This window comes from Pyrodictium delaneyi, assembly GCF_001412615.1.
In the GTDB taxonomy this organism is placed as follows: Archaea; Thermoproteota; Thermoprotei_A; order Sulfolobales; family Pyrodictiaceae; genus Pyrodictium; species Pyrodictium delaneyi.
Window position 1 is genome coordinate 333314 of the sequence record NZ_CP013011.1, and the last position, 18823, is coordinate 352136.

The 18823-nt window shown below is 55.8% G+C and carries 20 protein-coding genes; 9 read left to right on the top strand and 11 right to left on the bottom strand.

Features of this window, described 5'->3' with window-relative positions; translation table 11 throughout:
* The first annotated feature begins 85 nt into the window (after positions 1–85).
* Positions 86–493: a transcriptional regulator gene (locus Pyrde_RS01695; protein WP_055407658.1), complete on the top strand. Its 408-nt coding sequence runs from the start codon at positions 86–88 to the stop codon at positions 491–493.
* A gap of 97 nt (positions 494–590) precedes the next feature.
* Here Pyrde_RS01695 and Pyrde_RS01700 read toward each other — a convergent pair whose 3' ends face one another.
* Positions 591–986, bottom strand: coding sequence for a hypothetical protein (locus Pyrde_RS01700; RefSeq protein WP_143522206.1), 396 nt, complete (start codon positions 984–986; stop codon positions 591–593).
* Between the two features lie 339 nt (positions 987–1325).
* Between Pyrde_RS01700 and Pyrde_RS01705 the strand changes: the two genes are divergently transcribed.
* Complete coding sequence (locus tag Pyrde_RS01705; protein ID WP_055407662.1) at positions 1326–2375, top strand: hypothetical protein; 1050 nt, start codon at positions 1326–1328, stop codon at positions 2373–2375.
* Positions 2376–2661: 286 nt separating this feature from the next.
* Here Pyrde_RS01705 and Pyrde_RS01710 read toward each other — a convergent pair whose 3' ends face one another.
* Both Pyrde_RS01710 and Pyrde_RS01715 read right to left on the bottom strand, forming a co-directional pair.
* On the bottom strand, positions 2662–3519 hold the full coding sequence (locus Pyrde_RS01710; RefSeq protein ID WP_231656770.1) for a mechanosensitive ion channel family protein: 858 nt from the start codon (positions 3517–3519) through the stop codon (positions 2662–2664).
* 6 nt (positions 3520–3525) lie between these two features.
* Complete coding sequence (locus Pyrde_RS01715; protein WP_197272708.1) at positions 3526–4224, bottom strand: DUF432 domain-containing protein; 699 nt, start codon at positions 4222–4224, stop codon at positions 3526–3528.
* A 257-nt stretch (positions 4225–4481) separates the two neighbouring features.
* Here Pyrde_RS01715 and Pyrde_RS01720 point away from each other — a divergent pair, with 257 nt between their 5' ends.
* Both Pyrde_RS01720 and Pyrde_RS10580 read left to right on the top strand, forming a co-directional pair.
* Positions 4482–4685, top strand: coding sequence for a hypothetical protein (locus Pyrde_RS01720; RefSeq protein ID WP_055407668.1), 204 nt, complete (start codon positions 4482–4484; stop codon positions 4683–4685).
* A gap of 19 nt (positions 4686–4704) precedes the next feature.
* Complete coding sequence (locus Pyrde_RS10580; protein WP_156327978.1) at positions 4705–5019, top strand: hypothetical protein; 315 nt, start codon at positions 4705–4707, stop codon at positions 5017–5019.
* Here the strand turns inward: Pyrde_RS10580 and Pyrde_RS01725 are convergent.
* The 3 genes from Pyrde_RS01725 to Pyrde_RS01735 form a co-directional block, all read right to left on the bottom strand.
* A complete protein-coding gene (locus Pyrde_RS01725) occupies positions 5016–6527 on the bottom strand; it encodes a TrkH family potassium uptake protein (protein WP_055407669.1) in 1512 nt (503 codons plus the stop codon). The two genes, Pyrde_RS10580 and Pyrde_RS01725, sit on opposite strands and share 4 nt — an antisense overlap.
* 197 nt (positions 6528–6724) lie before the next feature.
* Positions 6725–8383, bottom strand: coding sequence for a hypothetical protein (locus Pyrde_RS01730; protein ID WP_055407671.1), 1659 nt, complete (start codon positions 8381–8383; stop codon positions 6725–6727).
* 130 nt (positions 8384–8513) lie between these two features.
* Positions 8514–8996 (bottom strand): hypothetical protein, encoded by a 483-nt coding sequence (locus tag Pyrde_RS01735; protein ID WP_055407672.1) that lies wholly within the window; start codon positions 8994–8996, stop codon positions 8514–8516.
* A gap of 275 nt (positions 8997–9271) precedes the next feature.
* Here Pyrde_RS01735 and Pyrde_RS01740 point away from each other — a divergent pair, with 275 nt between their 5' ends.
* The 3 genes from Pyrde_RS01740 to Pyrde_RS01750 all read left to right on the top strand — a co-directional run bounded on the left by Pyrde_RS01740 (position 9272) and on the right by Pyrde_RS01750 (position 12791).
* Positions 9272–10126 carry a sulfide-dependent adenosine diphosphate thiazole synthase gene (locus Pyrde_RS01740; protein ID WP_082419398.1) on the top strand — a complete coding sequence of 285 codons (855 nt, stop codon included), beginning with the start codon at positions 9272–9274 and terminating at the stop codon, positions 10124–10126.
* Between the two features lie 7 nt (positions 10127–10133).
* A complete protein-coding gene (gene thiC, locus Pyrde_RS01745) occupies positions 10134–11495 on the top strand; it encodes a phosphomethylpyrimidine synthase ThiC (RefSeq protein WP_055410614.1) in 1362 nt (453 codons plus the stop codon).
* Positions 11496–11732: 237 nt separating this feature from the next.
* Entirely contained in the window at positions 11733–12791 is a 1059-nt protein-coding gene (locus Pyrde_RS01750) for an RNA methyltransferase (protein ID WP_055407674.1), read from the top strand.
* A 191-nt stretch (positions 12792–12982) separates the two neighbouring features.
* Here the strand turns inward: Pyrde_RS01750 and Pyrde_RS01755 are convergent, their stop codons facing one another.
* Positions 12983–13450: an archaellin/type IV pilin N-terminal domain-containing protein gene (locus Pyrde_RS01755; RefSeq protein ID WP_055407676.1), complete on the bottom strand. Its 468-nt coding sequence runs from the start codon at positions 13448–13450 to the stop codon at positions 12983–12985.
* A 261-nt stretch (positions 13451–13711) separates the two neighbouring features.
* On the opposite strand from Pyrde_RS01755, the gene Pyrde_RS01760 reads away from it, so the two are divergent.
* Together Pyrde_RS01760 and Pyrde_RS01765 are read left to right on the top strand one after the other, a co-directional pair.
* The gene (locus Pyrde_RS01760) at positions 13712–14515 is read left to right on the top strand and encodes a 4-phosphopantoate--beta-alanine ligase (protein WP_055407677.1); all 804 of its coding nucleotides are present in this window, start codon (positions 13712–13714) and stop codon (positions 14513–14515) included.
* A gap of 173 nt (positions 14516–14688) precedes the next feature.
* Positions 14689–15189 carry a PaREP1 family protein gene (locus Pyrde_RS01765; protein ID WP_055407679.1) on the top strand — a complete coding sequence of 167 codons (501 nt, stop codon included), beginning with the start codon at positions 14689–14691 and terminating at the stop codon, positions 15187–15189.
* Here the strand turns inward: Pyrde_RS01765 and Pyrde_RS01770 are convergent.
* The 4 genes from Pyrde_RS01770 to Pyrde_RS01785 form a co-directional block, all read right to left on the bottom strand.
* Positions 15164–15916: an ABC transporter ATP-binding protein gene (locus Pyrde_RS01770; RefSeq protein WP_055407681.1), complete on the bottom strand. Its 753-nt coding sequence runs from the start codon at positions 15914–15916 to the stop codon at positions 15164–15166. The genes Pyrde_RS01765 and Pyrde_RS01770 overlap by 26 nt on opposite strands.
* Positions 15895–16602: an ABC transporter permease gene (locus Pyrde_RS01775; protein WP_055407683.1), complete on the bottom strand. Its 708-nt coding sequence runs from the start codon at positions 16600–16602 to the stop codon at positions 15895–15897. The genes Pyrde_RS01770 and Pyrde_RS01775 overlap by 22 nt, the downstream gene beginning before the upstream one ends.
* Positions 16603–16616: 14 nt before the next feature.
* Positions 16617–17624, bottom strand: coding sequence for an ABC transporter substrate-binding protein (locus tag Pyrde_RS01780; RefSeq protein WP_055407685.1), 1008 nt, complete (start codon positions 17622–17624; stop codon positions 16617–16619).
* A 193-nt stretch (positions 17625–17817) separates the two neighbouring features.
* Positions 17818–18804, bottom strand: a complete 987-nt coding sequence (locus Pyrde_RS01785) for an ABC transporter ATP-binding protein (protein WP_055407687.1) — start codon at positions 18802–18804, stop codon at positions 17818–17820.
* Between the last annotated feature and the right edge of the window lie 19 nt (positions 18805–18823).

The window sequence follows — 18823 nt, forward strand, 5'->3', positions numbered from 1 at the left end:
CACTATGTATCATAATATTCTATAATATAGAAAACTGGAAAAGCCCGCAGACTCCAGGTATATAAGACTAGCAGAGGAGTATACAATGAAGATCAACGCCTTCGAATTAGCCTCCCGTTATGTCTATCCCTCGGTGAGAAGACGTCTCGTCGAGAAGCTTAGCGAGAAAGGTCTAACCCAGACAGAAATAGCTAAGCTACTTCGCATAACTCAGTCAGCGGTTTCCCGTTATCTATCGGTAGAACGAGGCCACGCGTTAGACCTCAAGTCCTATTCAGACATAGATGAACAGCTAGAAAAATTAGCAGAAGAGATAGTTTCAAGAAAGCCCGACGAATACCACATACACTACCAACTGGTACGCATAACGCTTGAAGTACTTAGACGAGGTTATGCATGCCAGCTCCACGCCATGGTAGATCCTGGGCTTGACCCCGCGAAGTGCAGAGCATGTATAGAATTATTCAATTCTCCACAGCTAGCATCGTACTAGGGTATAGTATCTGGCAGGATACATGTTGTTGTACAAGAATATTCTACGGGCAGAAGGAGCAACAACCACTAGAAAACAGCAGAAGCCAGCTAACGTTCTACACGTGCAAAGACATACTCGATTCCAGTATACCTGTCTCTGCAGCCTGCCTCTCTAAGCCGAGAACTTCAGCTATAGTGGCTGCCAGTTTGTATATTGTGCTCCTAGTTTCCGGCCGTAGTATGCTGAGATCAGCGTACAGCTTCGCTGTGGCTAGATCCTCGTAGACTATCCCCGCCCTGCGATATAGCCGGAGCTCGGTCAGCACATCACGCAGAGTGTAGCCCGGAGGCTGGAGCCCCGTCTCCTCTAGATAGCGGAGGTCGTCAAGGAGCTTGTGCAGCGTTGCTGGCTCCACGGCGAGTCTTGCTAGTATGTTTAGCCTTAGCGCCTCAGCAGCTTTTTCGGCGCCGCTGCCCTCATCCATGACCGTCGACGGATAGATGACGAGCATGCTTTACGCCACCCAGGATTATAATTAACGACTAATCAAGGCTAGAACCCCTAGGGCGCAATAGTCCCCGGGTATAGCGTCCAAAGATATGTAGAAGATACACTCACTAGCTCGTCTCCGTGGGCGGTGAGGAGCCAGGGATTATGCCTACCCACCGGGGATGACGAATCCAGCCGAGCACCGAGCCCCATATACACGGCACGCCGAGGGTATAAGAGGCCATAGGCTCATGAACCGCTACTAGTATTATTGCGTCTCTCGGCACAGCGTCCTCTTCGCTTCTGCGACCCAGCTATAGGGGGCTACGCCGTGTAGTCCTCGGGTCTCGGGGCTGGCTCCGTGCCTAGCACCGGGAAGCCGAGGAGCCTAGTCCGGACGCCGGTAGCTGTTATAGCTGACTGGGACGCGGATGGCGTGACGTCAGCGGCTATGATATACTATGCCCAGTATTACCGGAAGCTGTACCCGCTCCAGGGCCGCCACGACATAGCGCTAGAGCCAGCTGGCCCCCGTGGCTTCCCCGACGCGCTCGCCAACGTGACGGCTAGCGGTAACTGCCCCGACGCCCTGGTGGTGCTCGACATCCCCCTCACGGAGAAGCTATACGAGGTGCTCAGTGGCTTCGCCAGAGAGTGCCCATCCACCAGGATAATCTATATCGACCACCACTTCTCGACGATATACATGTCGAAGCGGCTCTACGAGCTCAGCGAGGAGGTCTACCTCGGCCACAAGCCGACAGCTGTGCTAACCTTCCAGCTACTGCGGAGCCTCGGGATACGCCATCTTACACCGAGGCTACAAGCCTTCATGAAGGCCGTGGGTGTGCTAGAGAGGAGCAAGAAGCCCATGACTGAGGCCGAGAACCGGGTGGTCCGGCTCGCTGCAAGCATATCCAAGGCCTCCACAGTACTGCGGGACAAGGAGCTTTGGAGGAAGCTCGTCAAGTGGCTTGCTAGCCCACTACCACAAGACGCGCCAATAGACATGAATCTTGTCGAGCGCGTCCTCAAGGTTGCTGAGGAAAGCGACCGCCAGATAGAGGAGAAGGCCCGCGACCTAGCCTTCGCGGCCAAGAGGATAGGCTACATACGCTTCGTCGACGCACGGCGCAGCTGGAGTGGCCGCGGCGCGAGCGCCCTAGCCTCAAAGCTCTACAAGATGCTACGTCAACCGGTAGCCTTACTCGTACAACGCGATGACGGTGCACTCCTACTCATAATACGTAGCCGGGGCCGCGGCGCATACCGGATGGCTATAGGACTCCTCAAGGAAGGCATAGCTGAGAACATAGGTGGTCACGGCGGTTTAGCGGTGATAAAGCTCCAGGACAACATCGACTTGAAAGTGCTCGAAGAGAAACTTCGCCGGCTCAGTCTAAAACTCTAGGAACCATCGCCTCGTCTGTTTCTCAGCTGTCCTCGGGGATGAGGTACCCTGGGGATGCACCTCCACAGAGCCCCGCCCAGGGGCTGTGGCGACCGGACACCTCGCCGACCCCCTCCTCTACGCAACTAAATTCTAGAAGCAGTGGTAATCGTCACAGTAGGCGTCAGGTACACGTATTTCAATACACATTACTCTTCCGTCGGCTGCTACAAAATGGCGACTAAGGATTCACGTAGCCGGAACACGTCATAAGACTAAGCAAAGTTGGGGAGGACTATGGATCCTATCAGCTTGGCTTTCGATCATTCGATGATTCCTCTATGCGTATGGGCAGAGGTGCTGAGTCCCTAATATGCAGGTCTAACTGCGGGAATGGTATCTCGATACCCGCCTCTTCTAGCCTCTTCTTTACCATTGTCTGTAGCTCTACCTTTGTTTTAAACCATACCTGTGGCGGCGCCCAGCAGCGGGCTGTGAGCACCACGGCAGAGTTAGAGTAGTCGCTGACGAATACCTCGGGTGCTGGGTTAACGAGGCAATAGGGGTGCTCCTCCATCATCGCGCGGAGCACTTGGATCGCCTTATCGAGGTCACTACGGTAGTGAATGCCTATCTTTAGTTCGACGCGGCGCGCCCGGGTACGCTGGTAGTTAGTTATCAGGGCGTTGAATACCGTGGAGTTTGGTATCCTAACTATGTAGCCGTCCCACGTCCTGACCCTGGTCGAGAGAATGTTGATATCCACCACGACACCGCTCACGTTCTCCACTGTCACAGGGTCGCCTATACGGAGGGGTTGCTCTACCAGTAGGAAGATGCCGCTGATAAGGTTGGATACCGTCTGTTGCGAGGCAAGACCTACCACGAGGCCCGCGAAGCCGCCAGCTACCAGCAGGCCGGAGAGGCTTATCCCAAACGGCGATAGTGCTGAGACTATACCGAGCAACAGTATACCGTAAAACACCATATTCTCCATCGGCTTATAGACGTAGGTGGGGAGCCGAGGCTGAAGGCTTCTCCTCATAAACTGCCTTACAATGAGTGCCACGAAGATGCTTGCGATTATGACAGCTGCTGCTAGTGCTATATCGCTCGCTAGCGTCTCCCAACCACCTGGGAGACTTAGAGTCATGTTAGGTGCCACGGTTCCTTACGCCCCCTCTAGCGTGACTACGAACACTTGTGGTAGCAATCCACCTGCTCGTAGGCGGGCACGTCTTGCTTCCCTCAGTCCACTCAGTGGGGGTCTCTGAGTAGCCCTTACCGATAGTCTTAGCTGGTCTACTTCTGCCTCGATTTCAGGATAGTAAACGAAGCTGCCGTTAGTGAACAATGGGGCACCCGCCGCGTAGAAGCCTATACCAGGGACCTTGCCGGGCGAGCCACGGAATCTTACGGAGACTAGTCCTAGGCCGCCACCTGCTGTTAATTCTCGATGGCTACTAGTAACTATGGCACGGTGGTAACGACAAACCACGCCATCAACTATATCGCCGATAAGCGTGTACTTTACCCTGAGGGGCGAGAGGTAGCCGAGCACGATACCGTTTACGTGGACCATGAACTCGTAGGGTGCTGTAGTCCAGAAGCTGCTACGCCCGCCCGGCACGATTAGTTGCTCCTCGAACTCTATGTAGAGGCAGTTCGAGATCCTCGAAGGCCTGTTGAGCGGGGGCACCGGGTCCATGAACACACTACTACCATGGGGGACCCGCGCCTTTATACAGCCATAGTCGTCACATGCCTCGAGCGAGCCGTCACTGCCAAGTCGTGCACGTATCCTTCCGAAGGTTAGCTCGCCGCCAGGTTCTAGTACAAGCCTTGCCCCTGGCGGCGCCTCTTCCTGCAAACCGGTACCCCTTCTAGGCCCAGTACTGCTGGCTATATAGCTGCCTCTCACTACTCTACGCATGCTAGATAGTACCATCGCCCTTATACTCCCTCCATGGAGGTGCAGTGGTCCATGCGACCCGTGTACTCATACTGCTTCTTCGCGCCACTAGGTGGGCCGCACCTGTAACGCACTTATATACTCATGGCCCTAGGCGACTGTGTTCTCCCGGACGTCACCCCCCCACCACTACACTTTAGGAGGCTGCACGCTGCATGACCAGAAGCTCTGGCCCCGTCTTTGGGCTACGCGAGGCGAGCCCTATCGGCGTAATAGGTGCAGCAGGATTAGCAATCAGTGCTGCTGGCAATATTCTCGCGGGAAGTGCCATGGGTGCCGCTCTACTAGGCTGGCTCTTCACAAGCCTAGCAAGCGATGCGCTTGCATACCGTCTTGGGGGCACCGAGTCCTACGTATAATGTTTTCTTCAGGACTTCTATGGCTAGCCGGAATGTCAATCCTAAGGATTATAGCAGAGAATCCAGAACCTCAAACAGCACTAGCCTTCGCCGCATTGATGATTGCCTCGGGATTCTCCGTTCATATGCATTGGGAGCGGCGCATCAGCTAGTCGGAAAACTAGCAAGGAAAGTTTCAGTAGCGTGGCTTTCCTCAACGTTATCAGGCTCGTCGGCCATAGTCGCTTACAGCATCAGTGATTCTCCAGCCTTACTAACAGCTGCTGGAGTACTGCTCTCCATTGGCCCTCTAGCCGAGGAACTACTCTGGATACGTCTAGGGCTGCTACGTTAGGATAAACCCACGTAACGCCCATGGGCTAGATGATGTACCTCTTCGCGTATACTATGCACTATCAGTACTGGGACTAATATAAATGTATGAATTTCGAGCCGCCCCAGCGTCATTAGCGCCATGAGTACCAGCTTGGGCGCCATGTGTAAGTTTGCCCCGGTTATTCCCACACTTAGTCCTACCGTGCAAAGCGCACTAGTAGCTTCAAAGAGTGCGTCTACGAGGTTTGTGCCGGGTACGAGGTGGAGTAACAGCAAGGCGCCAACGGCCTGGAGTATAGCGAAAAGAAAGAAGACGCTAGCCACTTTCACGATCTCTTCTTCACTAACTATTGTTCCGCCGACCTTCCGGGCGACATAGTAATCGGATCCGTATATTATCCGGGCACTACTCCACTTCACCGACTTAGCCAGCACCATTACGCGGTAGAGCTTTACACCACCCGCGGTAGAGAAAGCCGAGCCACCAACAAACATGAGGAGTACGAGTACATACTTGAGAGCCGCAGGTGCATGAGAGAGGCTGCTCACCTGGAAGCCGGTAGTAGAGAGAGCCGACACCACATAGAACAGTATATCAAGTACAGGGAGACGCCCAGATACCAGTACTAGGCTTAGTACGAGGCCTATTGCTACAACTCCTATGTAGGCGTTTATTTCACCACTCATCTTCCTCGGGATACCCTTGAGTAGTGCGTAGAGGTCTGCATAGTTCCATGCACCAATACTCATAGCAAGGACTGCAGCCAGGAGTACTGCTATAGCTGTGCGATAGTAGCCAAGGCTATAACTATGGCTACTAAACCCTCCCGTGGACAGCGCTGTAAGAGCGTGATATAGAGCATCGTTAGCCGGCATACCTGATACGTAGAATAGGACGGTAAAGAAGAACGTAAGGGCCACGTATAGGCCGAAAAGTGCTCTAACACTATGAGCTATGCTTGGTTCTAGTCTTTCGAATCGGCCTTCGGCGAAGCCTACTAGGTGTGCTGGGAGCCCGCCTAGCCGGGCAAACACGTAGAACATCACCACAATGCCGAAGCCGCCGAGCCATTGTGTCACAGCACGCCATGTCGTTATGACAAAGGGGAGTTCCTCTACTGAGGGTATGTATACGTTGTAGTCAGGGTCCACCGCGCCATTAAACACGCTGAGACCAGTAGTAGTAAAGCCACTAACAGACTCAAACCACGCGTCGATGAACGGGATGCCGAGGGCACAATGTATCGGTATCGCAGAGAGCAGTGGTGTTAGTATCCAGGCGAAAGCTACTAGGACTAGTGTTTCACCTATCTTTACTGGCCGTGTTGGCTTAGTGACCGTCAGCCAGATGAGAGCTATAAGAGAGTATACTAGGCTATATATTGTCAAGCAGAGGACGTATTCATCTGTTTCTCCTACTAGTAGGCTCCACACTGTCGCTAAGAGTAGTGGTGCTGCTGCAGCAACTAGGGATAAGGGCAGCATGTACTTGACAAGAGGGTGCACAGTGAATCTAAGGCTTTTCATCCGGTTGTTCTTCTTACCCGTTGTTATCGCCCCAGAGTCTGCCTATCCAGACTAGGTGGATTCACGCCCCATCCTAGAGGCTAACCATAGGGTTCCTAATACGGGTAGAGCCCTCAATGGGGGCCAGAATTGGGCCACCGGGCAGAAAATGTAAGGGATACGTGGTTTTGCTGGAGGGTACTGCTTATCTGGTGACTTTATGCTGTTGCAGGTGCTAGGCTCTGCTGGGCTTGTTCTAGTAGCGCCTCAGCCTGGTCTAGCAGTATCTCGAGCCTGTCCGATATCCATCCATTCTCCGAGGCTAGATTCTTCTTTATCTCTGTAAGCTTCTGAAGAGCCTCGTCTACGTAGCTCAGAGCGGCTGAATTGTCTCCAGCAGCTAGTGCATTTCTAGCCGAGTTTACTAGCTCTCTCAGCACTGCTAGGGCGTTTGCCGTCTCTTTTTCTCCTGCTAGCCTAGCTATTCTCAGTGCAGCCGCCAGTATATGATCCGCAGCCGCTAGTGAGCCCCTCGCTGTCATGGCTGGAGCAGCCCTCGCCTCCTTTTCGACCCGGTTGAGGAGCCTCTCTACGCGGTCAAGGAGTTTCTCTACAATGTTAGCTGCTGGGCCTAGTCCAGCTAGGTTGTTTCTTACCTGCTCTAAGGCTGCACGTGTCGCGTTAACCGCTTCAAGTAGGCTATCGAGCCCTACCTTGCCGGCCATATAACTCTTCAATGCATCGGAGAGGTTAGCCAGCATTGACGCTGTGTTCCGGATATTTTCACGCACAGTGCTGGGCACAGCCGGCCTCTCGGCAGCCTTCTCGAGAGCATTGCTTAGGCGGTCTAGGAGCCGGGCCAGCAGCGATAGGTCGTGTGCCATCATGGCGTGGCTGAGCTTCTGCCTGGCTGCAATGATCTTTGCGTCGAGGCTTGGCAGCATCCAGCGGCTCCGAAGCACCAGCGCCAGGTCGTCCTGGTCCGCCTCGCCCGCTAGTGTAGCATTCACCGCCGCCATGAGCCTCTCTAGCCGCTCTCGTAGGACCTCTATCCTCTTCTCCAGCGCTTGTGCAGCCCTGTCGAGGCCCCTGCTCCTCAGCTCTTCTGCGCGCTGCTCGAGCTGTTTCAGCCTCTCCTCCAGGATCTCTATCTTCTTCTCCAGCTTCGCCGCCACGTTACATGCTAGAGCACGTGTCCATAGCTGATTTAGCTCCTTCGCAAGGCTGCGCGTCTCGTTCCGTAGCCCGGCTAGCTGGCTCCTTATCATGGCGAGTGTCTCGTTGGAAACGTCTCCACCGAGTAGCCCGAGTGTCTGGTTGTAGAGATTCTCAACCTTCAGCCGTAACTCCTCCGCTTTACCGGCGATCTCCTCGGCCTCTCCTGGGCTTGGCATACACGCTGTAACATTAGTGGCATTGACAGTTGCTAGTGTCAAGTTGCCTAGCCGTTCTGCCCTCACAGCTATACTGGCTAGTATCCTGAGTAACAGTCTCTCCTCGGCGAGAAGCCGCCGGACCTCGATCGCGAGTGTTGCCGGGGCCTGGGAGTACTCTCTTACAGCTTCACGTATGATACTGCCTATTTCCCGGAATAGTTCGCCAGCAAGTCGGGCTGCATCACTCTTCTTGCCTTCGTTGAGCAGCTGTTCAACCGTGGCTACCTGCTCCTCTATGTTCGACAGTTTCTGCCATAGCGGCGAGTCGCTGGGAACACCTAGCCGCTCTAGTAGCCTCTTCGCGTTCTCTATGCTTGTCTCCAATGCTAGTACTAGCCCCGGTTCCTGTTGCGCCTTGGCTAGGGGGGCCGCTATAGGTACCAGGAGGAGGGCCAGCAAGACTATGGAGGCTAGTCTAGCACGATTCATCCTAGCTGTCAATCCGGGCCCACCTCCAGGTGAAGGACCACCTGGTTGTATTCCTATTCAGAGCCGCGTTCCGTGTCCCTGGTTCCAGCACAGATTCATGAGTCTGGAACGGTGGCGGAACGCCTCCGGAAATCCCGCCGGGCTAGTCTTCCACGCCAGCTACATGTATTAGGAGCAGTACTAGCAGTAGGAGAGCTAGGATACGTTGCGAGTGGATCATGCGCGCTATTAGTCGAGCTCTACGGTTCCTGTAATACCTCATCACTATACCGCTGAGCGTTAACACCAGTATGAGCGTTACAGCTGCATACTCCACCGGTCCAGCCTTATCGATGAAAGTGTATGCGTGCCAGAGGGCCGGTATTGTTAGCACGATGTTGCCATCCATGTGTAGCTCGAGGGCAAGCCTCTGGAGCCCCGGCGGCGTGTTTACCACGAAGCGGGCCCAGCGTACAGCGACAAAACCTAGGTTCAATAGTAGGCCTAGATAGAATGCGATTTCGCCCATTGCTTCTGCGTACTCATTTTCGTACTCGTCGTACTCTCCGTACTCCTCCCAGTATTCTCCCACTTCGTCGCCATTGGCTAGAGCTGGCTTGACTAGGATAGTTGCAAACCCTACCATGATGAGTTAGGAGGATTAATGCTGCCCCGTATTGTTTAGTGCTCCTGTTCAACAGTACCACCGTTGTGTCTCGGAAGTGCCTTGCTGGGGCATGTATTATCTCCTTGGTGTTATTTCTATGTTACCCTCTGGCGGGTATAGCGGAGTGCCTGGCATCGGGATTCTACTCCATGACGGCTAGGATTGGTTTCGTCCTACTACACACCTCGATTATAACTAGGTTATCTAAATACTTATAACGCTGTTCTCAGTGGTGCTTTTCCGGTGCCTTCTCCTTGGGCATAGCTAGCTTCTACCCTGGTGAGCTTGAGAAGCAGTATAGCGAAGCAAAGCTCGCCAGGATAGCCCTCAAGGTGGCGTTGGAGAAGCTCAGCTACGCGGTCGAGGCGGATGTAGCGATCGCGGGCGCTGGGCCGGCTGGGCTCACGCTTGCCTGGCTCCTAGCAGAGCAGGGGCTACGCGTAACCCTGGTCGAGCATAGACTGAGCACAGGTGGAGGGATGAAGGGCGGCTCAATGCTATTCCCAGTAGCACTAGTCGAGGAGGGCCTCGCCGCGGTCATCCTCGAGAAAGCTGGAGTGAGGCTACACCGTGTAGGGGAAGGCCTATACGCCATGGACCCAGTGGAGGCCGTGGCCAAGCTCACTGCCCGCGCAGTAGATGCTGGAGCCGTGATACTCCCCGGGCTCCACGTAGAGGACCTCATAGTCCGCGGCAGTGGGAGTAATGTACGCGTCGCTGGTATCGTGGTGAACTGGGCCCCCGTTGTCGAGGCTGGCTGGCATGTAGACCCGCTGTACATCGAGGCCCGCGCCGTGGTAGACGCTACCGGCCATGACGCGCAGCTAGCCAGGCTGCTTGAGAGGAGGCTCCCCGGTAGTCTGAAGGTCCCCGGCATGTCGAGTCTAGACGTGTGGACCGGTGAACGCCAGGTCGTGGAGCACACGGGCGAGATATTCCCGGGGCTATACGCGGCCGGCATGTCCGTGGCTGAGGTCTACAACCTGCGCCGCATGGGGCCCGTGTTCGGCGGTATGATAGCCTCTGCAGCGCGGCTCGCCGAGATGCTTGCCGAGAGGCTCGCAGGCAAGAGAATGGGCCTGGCAACGGGGGTGGCTAGGAGTGGCTAAGACGATTATGCAGGTTGCTCGGGGCGGCGGGACGCCAGAGGAGCTTGAGACTCTATCCAAGCTTGAGGGTGTGCCCGTCGAGAAGCTGCGAGCCCGGCTGGCCCAGGGCAGGATAGCAGTTCTCCGCAACGTCCGCCGGCTCGGCAGAGTGAGGATCGTCGGCGTCGGGGAGGGGCTCTTCACCAAAGTCAACGTGAACATTGGGACTAGTGGCACTGTGGTCGACGTCGATATGGAGGCTGAGAAGGCCCGGATAGCAGTGCGCTACGGCAGCGACACGGTTATGGATCTCAGCATGGGCGGGCCCCTGGACGAGATACGGCGTCGCCTCATGAAGGAGGCTGAGCCCCTCCCACTAGGCACAGTGCCGACTTACCAGGCCTGGGTCGAGGGCCTCCGACGCTACGGAGGCCTCACAATGCCCAGCGACTGGTTCATAGAGGTTGTGGAGAGGCAGCTCCGGGACGGCGTAGACTACATGACTATACATGCCGCGCTATCCCGGGAGCTCGCCGAGAAGGCGCTGAAGAGCAGCAGGGTTATACCGATAAACAGTCGCGGCGGCGCCCTCCTCGCAGCCTGGATGCTCGAGAACAGGGAGGAGAACCCCTACCGCAGGCACTGGAGCTACCTCCTAGAGCTCTTCGCCGAGTACGACGCCGTGATAAGCGTGGGCGATAGCCTCCGGCCCGGCGCCCTGGCGGACCAACACGATGAGCTACAGATCGCGGAGCTGATAGAGGCCGCGCGGCTCGTGGAGAGCGCTCGTAGGGCCGGGGTGCAGGTTATAGTTGAGGGCCCCGGCCACATGACACTCGACCAGATACCCGCCAACGTCAAGCTAATGAAGACGCTGACCAGGGGCGCCCCATACTACGTGCTAGGCCCCCTGCCGACCGACACCGCGATGGGCTACGACCACATAGCCCTAGCGATAGGCGGCGCCGTGGCGGCTGCAAGTGGCGCCGACTTCCTATGCTATGTGACGCCCGCCGAGCACCTAAGCCTGCCGACACCTGAGCAGGTCAAGGAGGGCCTCATAGCGGCGCGGATAGCAGCCCATGCAGCCGACATAGCCAAGTATGGTGCCAGGGCAGCCCGCCGGGACGCAGAGCTAAGCCTCCTCCGGGCAAAGCTAGACTGGGAGCGTATGTGGAGCTACGCGCCCGACCCAGAGCACGCCAAGAGGATATACCACCAGTTCCCGGCAGCCACCAAGGCCTGCAATATGTGCGGCCAGTACTGCGCCTGCATGATAATAGACCGGCTCAGCCAGAGCAGGCCAAAGCCGACGCTACAACAGCTACTAGAAAGGCTAGGAGACGGAGGCGACGCAGCACAGCTACTAGAACAGCTCACAGCACCCTAGGCACCGGATGCACCAACTAGCCCGCCCAGCCATGAATAGCAGCCCAAGGGGGCTACAGCGGGTTTTACTCATATACTATGGCTACAGACCCTGGAGGCGCTCATCCCCTCGGTGTCGTAGAGGCTTAGGTATGTTCACGAGTTCCCGGGGACTTGTGCCCATCCTCCAGTCCTTAATAGCCTAGATAGCAGAGCGTCCCTCTGTGGAGGAACGCCGTCCTGGGAGCGGTGGAGCATTGTGACCAGGCTCTACTATGCACTGCTTAGCGGGCTCCACGCCTCGCTGCCCCTGGCGGAGCTCCGGGGTATACTGGAGGCCCTGGGCCACCGGTACCAAGTAGTAGAGGTGCTCGACCAGCTCGCCGTATTCAAGTGCAGCTGCGAGGAAAGCAAAGCCGTAGCGTGGAGGGCCGGACTAGTGCACGAGACCGGCAGAGTGCTAGCAGCCACGGAGGCCCGGCTAGGCGACGTCCTAGAAGCGCTAGAATACGTCGACTGGTGCAACATAGTCGGGCAGGATGATCGGGTACGGGTAGAGCTGCACCGAGTCCGCGGCTACGCCCGCAGTACGCTCCCCGACGATACAGCAAGGCGGGCGGCCCAGCGGCTTGAGGCGCTCCTCCGCCCCTGCGGCGCAGTAGCAGCTGCCAGAGAGCCGACGAAGACACTCCGGATAATAGTCACGGAGGGCGCCGCCGTCCTGGGGCTCCGGGAGGGCGTGCAGCCCAAGAAGCTGCTCGAAGAGCACCGGCCCCAGCGCCGCCCCTTCTTCCACCCCGGCAGCCTAGACCCCCGGCTCGCCCGGCTCTTCGTAAACCTCTCCCGCGCCGCCCCGCCCGGCCCCTACCTAGACCCCTTCTGCGGCACCGGCGGCTTCGCCCTAGAAGCCCAGACCCTAGGCATACCAACGATATGCGGCGAGCTAGCAACCCGGCTAGCCGAGGGAGCACACCGGAACCTCAGAGCCTACCCGGGCGAAGCACTCACAGAGACCCTTCAGTGGGACGCCACCAAGCTCCCTCTACGCGACGAGACAGTACAGAGCATAGGCACAGACCCACCCTACGGCAGAAGCATCTCGCTAAGAGGCAAACCCCTCCAAACACTCCTCCAAAACTTCCTCCAAGAAGCAGCCCGAGTACTCCAGCCAGGAGCCTACCTAGCATACGCTACACCACACTGGGCAGAAGACAAGGCAATAGAATACACCGAACAAGCAGGACTACAACCCCTAGAAAAACACTACATGCGAGTACATGGAAGCCTCACACGGGTAATAATACTAGCCAGGAAGTAAAGCGGGGCAGAGAGGTAGTTAACGCCACAACCCCGAAGGACAAACAATCTTACAAGACAATTAACAGTTGTCTATAGATAAACAAGAACCTAATAAGTCACTGTAGAAGCAAAGACAAGCGCCAATAACCTATCTAGCATCGAGGTAAAAACGGTAACCTAGGATACGAGTTTCCTGAACTCTATTAAGTCTTACCTTTGTACAGCCTTTACTATTGCCGGGAATACGTTACCGTTCGCAGTGTATATCTTGACATTATAGCTGCTACCCGCTGTAGCACCATTTACATTAACTATAGCTATCCACGCTTCCTCACCTGCCTTGACCACATCATTGTCGGCTGTTAGTGTACCAGCTATCGCCTCAGTTACAGCTGTAGCCTCGCTAGTATATACATCAAAGTCACCGCTCCCGAAACTGCCTATCCCCTCAATTTCAATCTTTGTTATTGTCGCATCAGCGCTACCAGTATTGCGTACATGGATTATAGCAAAGTTTCCTGTTGCATTTATATAGCTGTCTGGATAAATTTGTAACTGCTCTGTACCTCCTGTCAGACTGCCCCACAAGCCCGTTATCCAGCCTATTACTGCCACTGCTATAGCGACTGTCACTGCCAGGATTATGACTGTAGCTATGACAGGGCTTATACCACGCATCACGGTACACCCGGCCCCATGCGTCTTTCCAGCCAGACCGGTATGTAGCATTCTTCCAAGGGTTTTTGTAGGTTAGGTCGTGGTGTTCTGGCTACACCGAATTTTTAGCATGACCTCGGCTATTCGCGCAGATATCAGCACACTTACCTTCATGATTGCAGCGCTTAGCTTTCTACTTGGCTCTTCCCGGACTATCCTTTTCCGCTAGAGGCAAGTTCAAAGTCTGCCCACACGGCTAGCCCAATACTCGGGACCTTTATTATGACCAGCAAAGGTATCCCGCGTAGTCATCCCCGCTACTGGAGCCTAGTTCTCAGGGAGCAGCTGGTTGAGGCTTGGCGACACGGGATCGTGGTACCGGAGGGGCTTATCGCGCATGGCCGTGGAGAGTGCTTCGACTATTTGATCGGCGAGGAGACTCAGTGGTTTGCCCGGGAGGCAGTCCGCGCCGCTGCTGCTGCATTGTTGCTAGCACAGCACCCGGTGGTCTCTGTTAATGGCAACGCTGCTGCCTTAGCTGCTGAGGGGCTCGTGAGGCTGGCAGAGCTTCTCGATGCACCTCTTGAGGTCAACTTGTTCTACCGTACCGAGGAGAGGGCGAGGCGCATCGAGAAGCTCCTACGGAGCCTTGGTGCACGCCGCGTGCTGGGTGTAGAGGATGCTACCGCGCGTATACCGGGGCTACCGCATCCACGGGGTAAAGTGAGCCCGGAAGGGATCCTCCGGGCAGACGTTGTGCTCGTGGCGCTGGAGGATGGCGACCGGACCGAGGCGCTCCGCCGTATGGGGAAGACAGTGATCGCTATTGATCTTAACCCGCTTAGCCGTACCGCCCGCATGGCTAGCATAACGATAGTTGACAACATTGTCCGTGCCGTGCCGCTCCTCGTGGAAACCGTGCGAGAGCTGAAGACCCGGCCGCGCGGGGAGCTAGAGGAGATACTGAGGAACTACGACAACGACAGGGTGCTCGCTGGTGCGCTGCGCTTCATCTCCGAGAGGCTTGAAAGACTGGCGCGTGAAGGAGTAGCTATGGATCCCTTGGCGGCTAATGGGCCTAGCTGAGCCGAGGAGTTGTACGGTTTTGCGAAATCACTGTTTAATCATGGAGTCGATCCTTGGTGTCTCTATCATTATTGAGGCTGCCAGTGTTACTCCCTAGGTTGTAGTGAGACACCGTGGTTTACAAAGAATATAACTCCTAGCATGACTTCCTTAGGGTTCCGGGTTATCTGGCTTTGGCTTCTGCTCATGTTACTGTCACGCTCCCCCGTTCGCTAGCTGAGCGGGCCCGGAGGGAGGCAGAGAAGCTCGGGCTAGGGCTGGAGGAGTACATCATAGAGCTGCTAATGGAGGGTATTGACCCGGAGGAGAGGGCTCACGAATATGTTGTTGCTGCAGGGGAGCTGTTGGAGCAGGCCCGGGAGGAGCTAGCTAAAGGCGATGTCCGGCAGGCTGCGGAGAAGACGTGGGGGGCCGCCGCTCTATCTGTGAAAGCATACGCAGAGTACCGGTATGGGAAGAGGCTTAGGAGTCATGGAGAATTATGGGAATATGCGCGTAGGTTGAACCGGGAGCTGGGAGACTGGGTCTACGATGCTTGGACAGCTGCTACTAGTATGCATGTATGCTTCTACGAGGGATGGTGTAGCCGAGAAGATGTAGAGAAAGCGCTGGAACGTGTTAGAAAGCTCGTGAGCGGTGTTAAGAGGCTCATCGCTCGTGCGTCTCTGTCCTAGCAGTGTACTTGCCCCTGTCTCTCCGGTATATCTTGCTGAGCGCCTCGTATACTAGTGCTGGCTTCTCCTCCCGCTCTAGCTGGCTTAGCTCTATCTCTACCTCGACGCGTGTCGGTGGGTGTGTGAGCACGTAGACTCGGTCGGCGTACTCTGCTACCTCGTCTAGGTTGTGATCCACTATCACTACTGTCTTGCCATGGCGGTGCGCGATAGCCTCTACTGCTTCTAGGAGGCTGCGGCGCGAGGCGACGTCTAGGCCGGCTAGGGGCTCGTCTAGGAGGAGTATGTCTGGGTCGAGGACGAGCATCCGGGCTATTGCGGCCTTTCTCGCTGTGCCGCCGCTCACCTCGCCTGGGTACTTGTCGAGATGCTCCGTTATCCCTAGCAGCTCTGCCGCCCAGGCTACCCGCTCCTCGATTAGCTCCCGGTGTGCGCCGCGGTAGCGGAGTCCAAGGGCTATGTTGTCGCGGAGCCGTTTCCAGGGGAGGAGGAGGTTCTCCTGGAAGACTAGCAGAGCACGGCCTCTCAGCACTACTGTACCGCGGTCGGGCTCCTCGAGCCCAGCTATGATGCGTAGCAGTGTTGTCTTGCCGCAGCCGTTAGGCCCTACTATCCCTACTACCTCGGCTTGATGCGCTACGACGGTAACTCCGGCTAGTACTACTCGGTCCCCGTAACTCTTCCAGACATTCCTCGCCTCTAGCTTCACCTCGGCAGCGCTGCCCATCGCCGTATCCTCTCCTCCAAGTGCTCCAACACCAACTTGTCGAGAACAATCATCAGTGTTACTAGCACTAACCCCCACGCAAAGACGCCACGAGGCTCGGCAAGGCTATAGTAGGTAGCTATCATGTAGCCTATGCCCCCACTGCTCCCGAAGGCCTCGGCTACTACGCTGATCCGGAGCGCCGCGCCGAGCGCCGCCCTACCCGCCCCGGCTAGTGCTGGGAGGAGGCTAGGGAGCAGGAAGTCCTTGTAGAGCTTCTTCCTGTCCGCCCCGAGGAGTATTGCTAGCTCGATTAAACGAGGGTTGGCCGACTCTAGGCCAGATAATAGAGCTGAGAGCATTATCGGGAGAGCTACGAGTGCTGCCACGAGAACTGGGGGTATGGGACTTAGCACGCCGAACAACATGACTAGAACCAGCGACCAGACGAGGACCGAGACGCTCTGAAGCACAGTGTTTAACGCTCTAACAGTCTCTTTAGCTAGGGGACCTAGGGTGTAGAGGAGCCCTAGGGCTAAAGCCGTGGTGGCACCTATCAGGAATCCAGCCGCTGTACGGGCGAGCGTAAGAACGGTATTCTCAGCTATGGTTAAAGCGCCCTCCTGCGCTAGGAAGGCAAGTGTACCAAGTACCCCTGGAACTTGGCCAGGATAGAGGATGTGGACGAGCTGCCAGAAAACCGTCAAGAGCGTTGCCGCTGTCAGCCAGCCTGCCAGAACGCTCCTCTTGCCAGAGCTGCTGGCTCGGAGCTTATATAGCCGCCTTCGCGTGCTAGCTCCCACACTGCTAGGATGTTCTCCACTATCGCTTCTGTGAGTGTTACTGACTCCTCCATTTTCACCCGCTGCCAACAAAGCTCGGCTGCGCCCTCGCTTAATCCATACTCCTCCATGAGTATCTGTACTGCCAGGGCTTTATCCCGGTTCCACTGCTGTGCTGCCTCAGCCCGTATCTTCTGTAGTGCTTCAACTATCCCGGGATTATCCCTAGCCCAGGAGCCCCGTGCAGCATAGACTATCATTACACCCTTTTCGCCTACATGTCCACTCCACATATCCCAAAGTTCATCGTAAGTCGCGAGTATCTCGCCACCCTCATCTACCACGAGCTTGGAGACAAAGGGCTCCCATAATACTACGGCATCCACATCACCACGGGCAAAGGCTTGAACCAGTTGAGGTGGCGGTGAGTCTACAAGCTGTAGGCTCTTCTCAACGTCGATACCGAAGCCTGCCTTCATATAGGCTTTGAACATTGCATATGTGCCCGTAGGTTTGAACACGCCAACACGACGCCCCACAAGGTCTTCTATACGGTTTATCCCCGTCTCCGGCTTCGCTACTATTGCCTGGTTCTGGTAAAAGTCAACAGCTATAATTACCACATCATCTCCGTGTTCGCGGAGCTTTGCGACAAATTCTGCTGGAATAACTGCTACGTCTATATCGCCACGGGCAAGCGCATTAGCTAGATCAAGTGTCTTAGTGAAATACTCTACCCGTACATCTAGTCTGTATTTTTGATCGAGTCCGAGCCTAGTTATAACGTCCAGTGTCGAAACGCCGCCACGTAGAGTACCTATCCTCACCATATTGGTAGTATCTTTACCCCAGTCGGAGTACATCAAAGCAGCTACTATGAACGCTATAGCTACTACAGCAGCTGCTATAGCGGTACTACGCTCAATTCTAGAACCACCAAGAGCCATACATCAATCACCCAGGGATGGCCCTGCTTCAGGATACTATGCCGTCACCTACAGACTTTAAGCACATTTGTAACAAATGACACAATTACTAGAATGATTCGGAACAAAACACTAGGGAGTGAGGAGGATTGGCCTTAGCCCACCCCGCCAGCCGAAGGGCGGGGGATGGGCGGGAAGACGGGGGCCGACCCTGCTAGGCTAGAGTCCTGCGTTCGCTCTTGCCACGGTGTAGCCAGCACATGGCATAGTGATTGTCTCCTACTTCGAAGTATGGCGGCTCATGTTCATGGCAGACAGGCATTGCTTGTGGGCACCTTGGGGCGAAGCGGCAGCCAGGCGGTGGGCGGCGGAGATCTGGCGGCTGGCCGGGTATGTAGGCTAGCTTCTCCTTGGGGCCGTGGAGCCTTGGGATGGCGCGTAGGAGTGCACGGGTGTAGGGGTGCTGAGGGTTGTTGTAAATCTGCTCGCTGGGCCCATACTCTACTATCTTGCCGGCATACATTACCGCTATCTTGTCTGCTAGCTCCGCGATGACGCTGAGATCGTGGCTTATGAATATGATGCTCATGCCCAACTTGTGTTTTAGGTCTTTTAGCAGGTTTAGTATCTGGGCTTGTATTATTGTGTCAAGTGCTGTAGTGGGCTCGTCTGCTATAAGTATTGGTGGGTCGAGGGCTAGCGCCATGGCTATTACTACTCTCTGCTTCTGGCCACCGCTAAGCTCGTGTGGGTAACGTTGTGCTACATCCTCGCCGAGCCCAACCATCTCTAGTACTTCTATTACCCTGTTGTAGGCTTGCTCCTTGGTCATGCCGCGATGCACTATAAGTGGCTCGGCTATCTGCTCCCAGACCCTGTAGACGGGGTTCAACGCGTTCATGGCACCTTGGAATATCATGCTTATCTTCTGCCAGCGTATCCTAGACCTTACTTCGTCTTCACTCATACCCACAATATCTTCTCCATCTATAATTATCTCGCCTTTAGCTATTCTACCCGGTGGCGGGACTAGTCGTAGAAGCGCCCAGGCAAGCGTCGACTTGCCACAACCACTCTCGCCAGCTACACCGAGAACCTCGCCAGGTTCGAGCGTAAAGCTGACGCCGTCAACAGCACGGACGACGCCACGGAGCGTGTAATAGTGTACATGAAGATCGCGTACCTCGAGTATAGGCGGCACAGTCCTCTACCCCACTCCG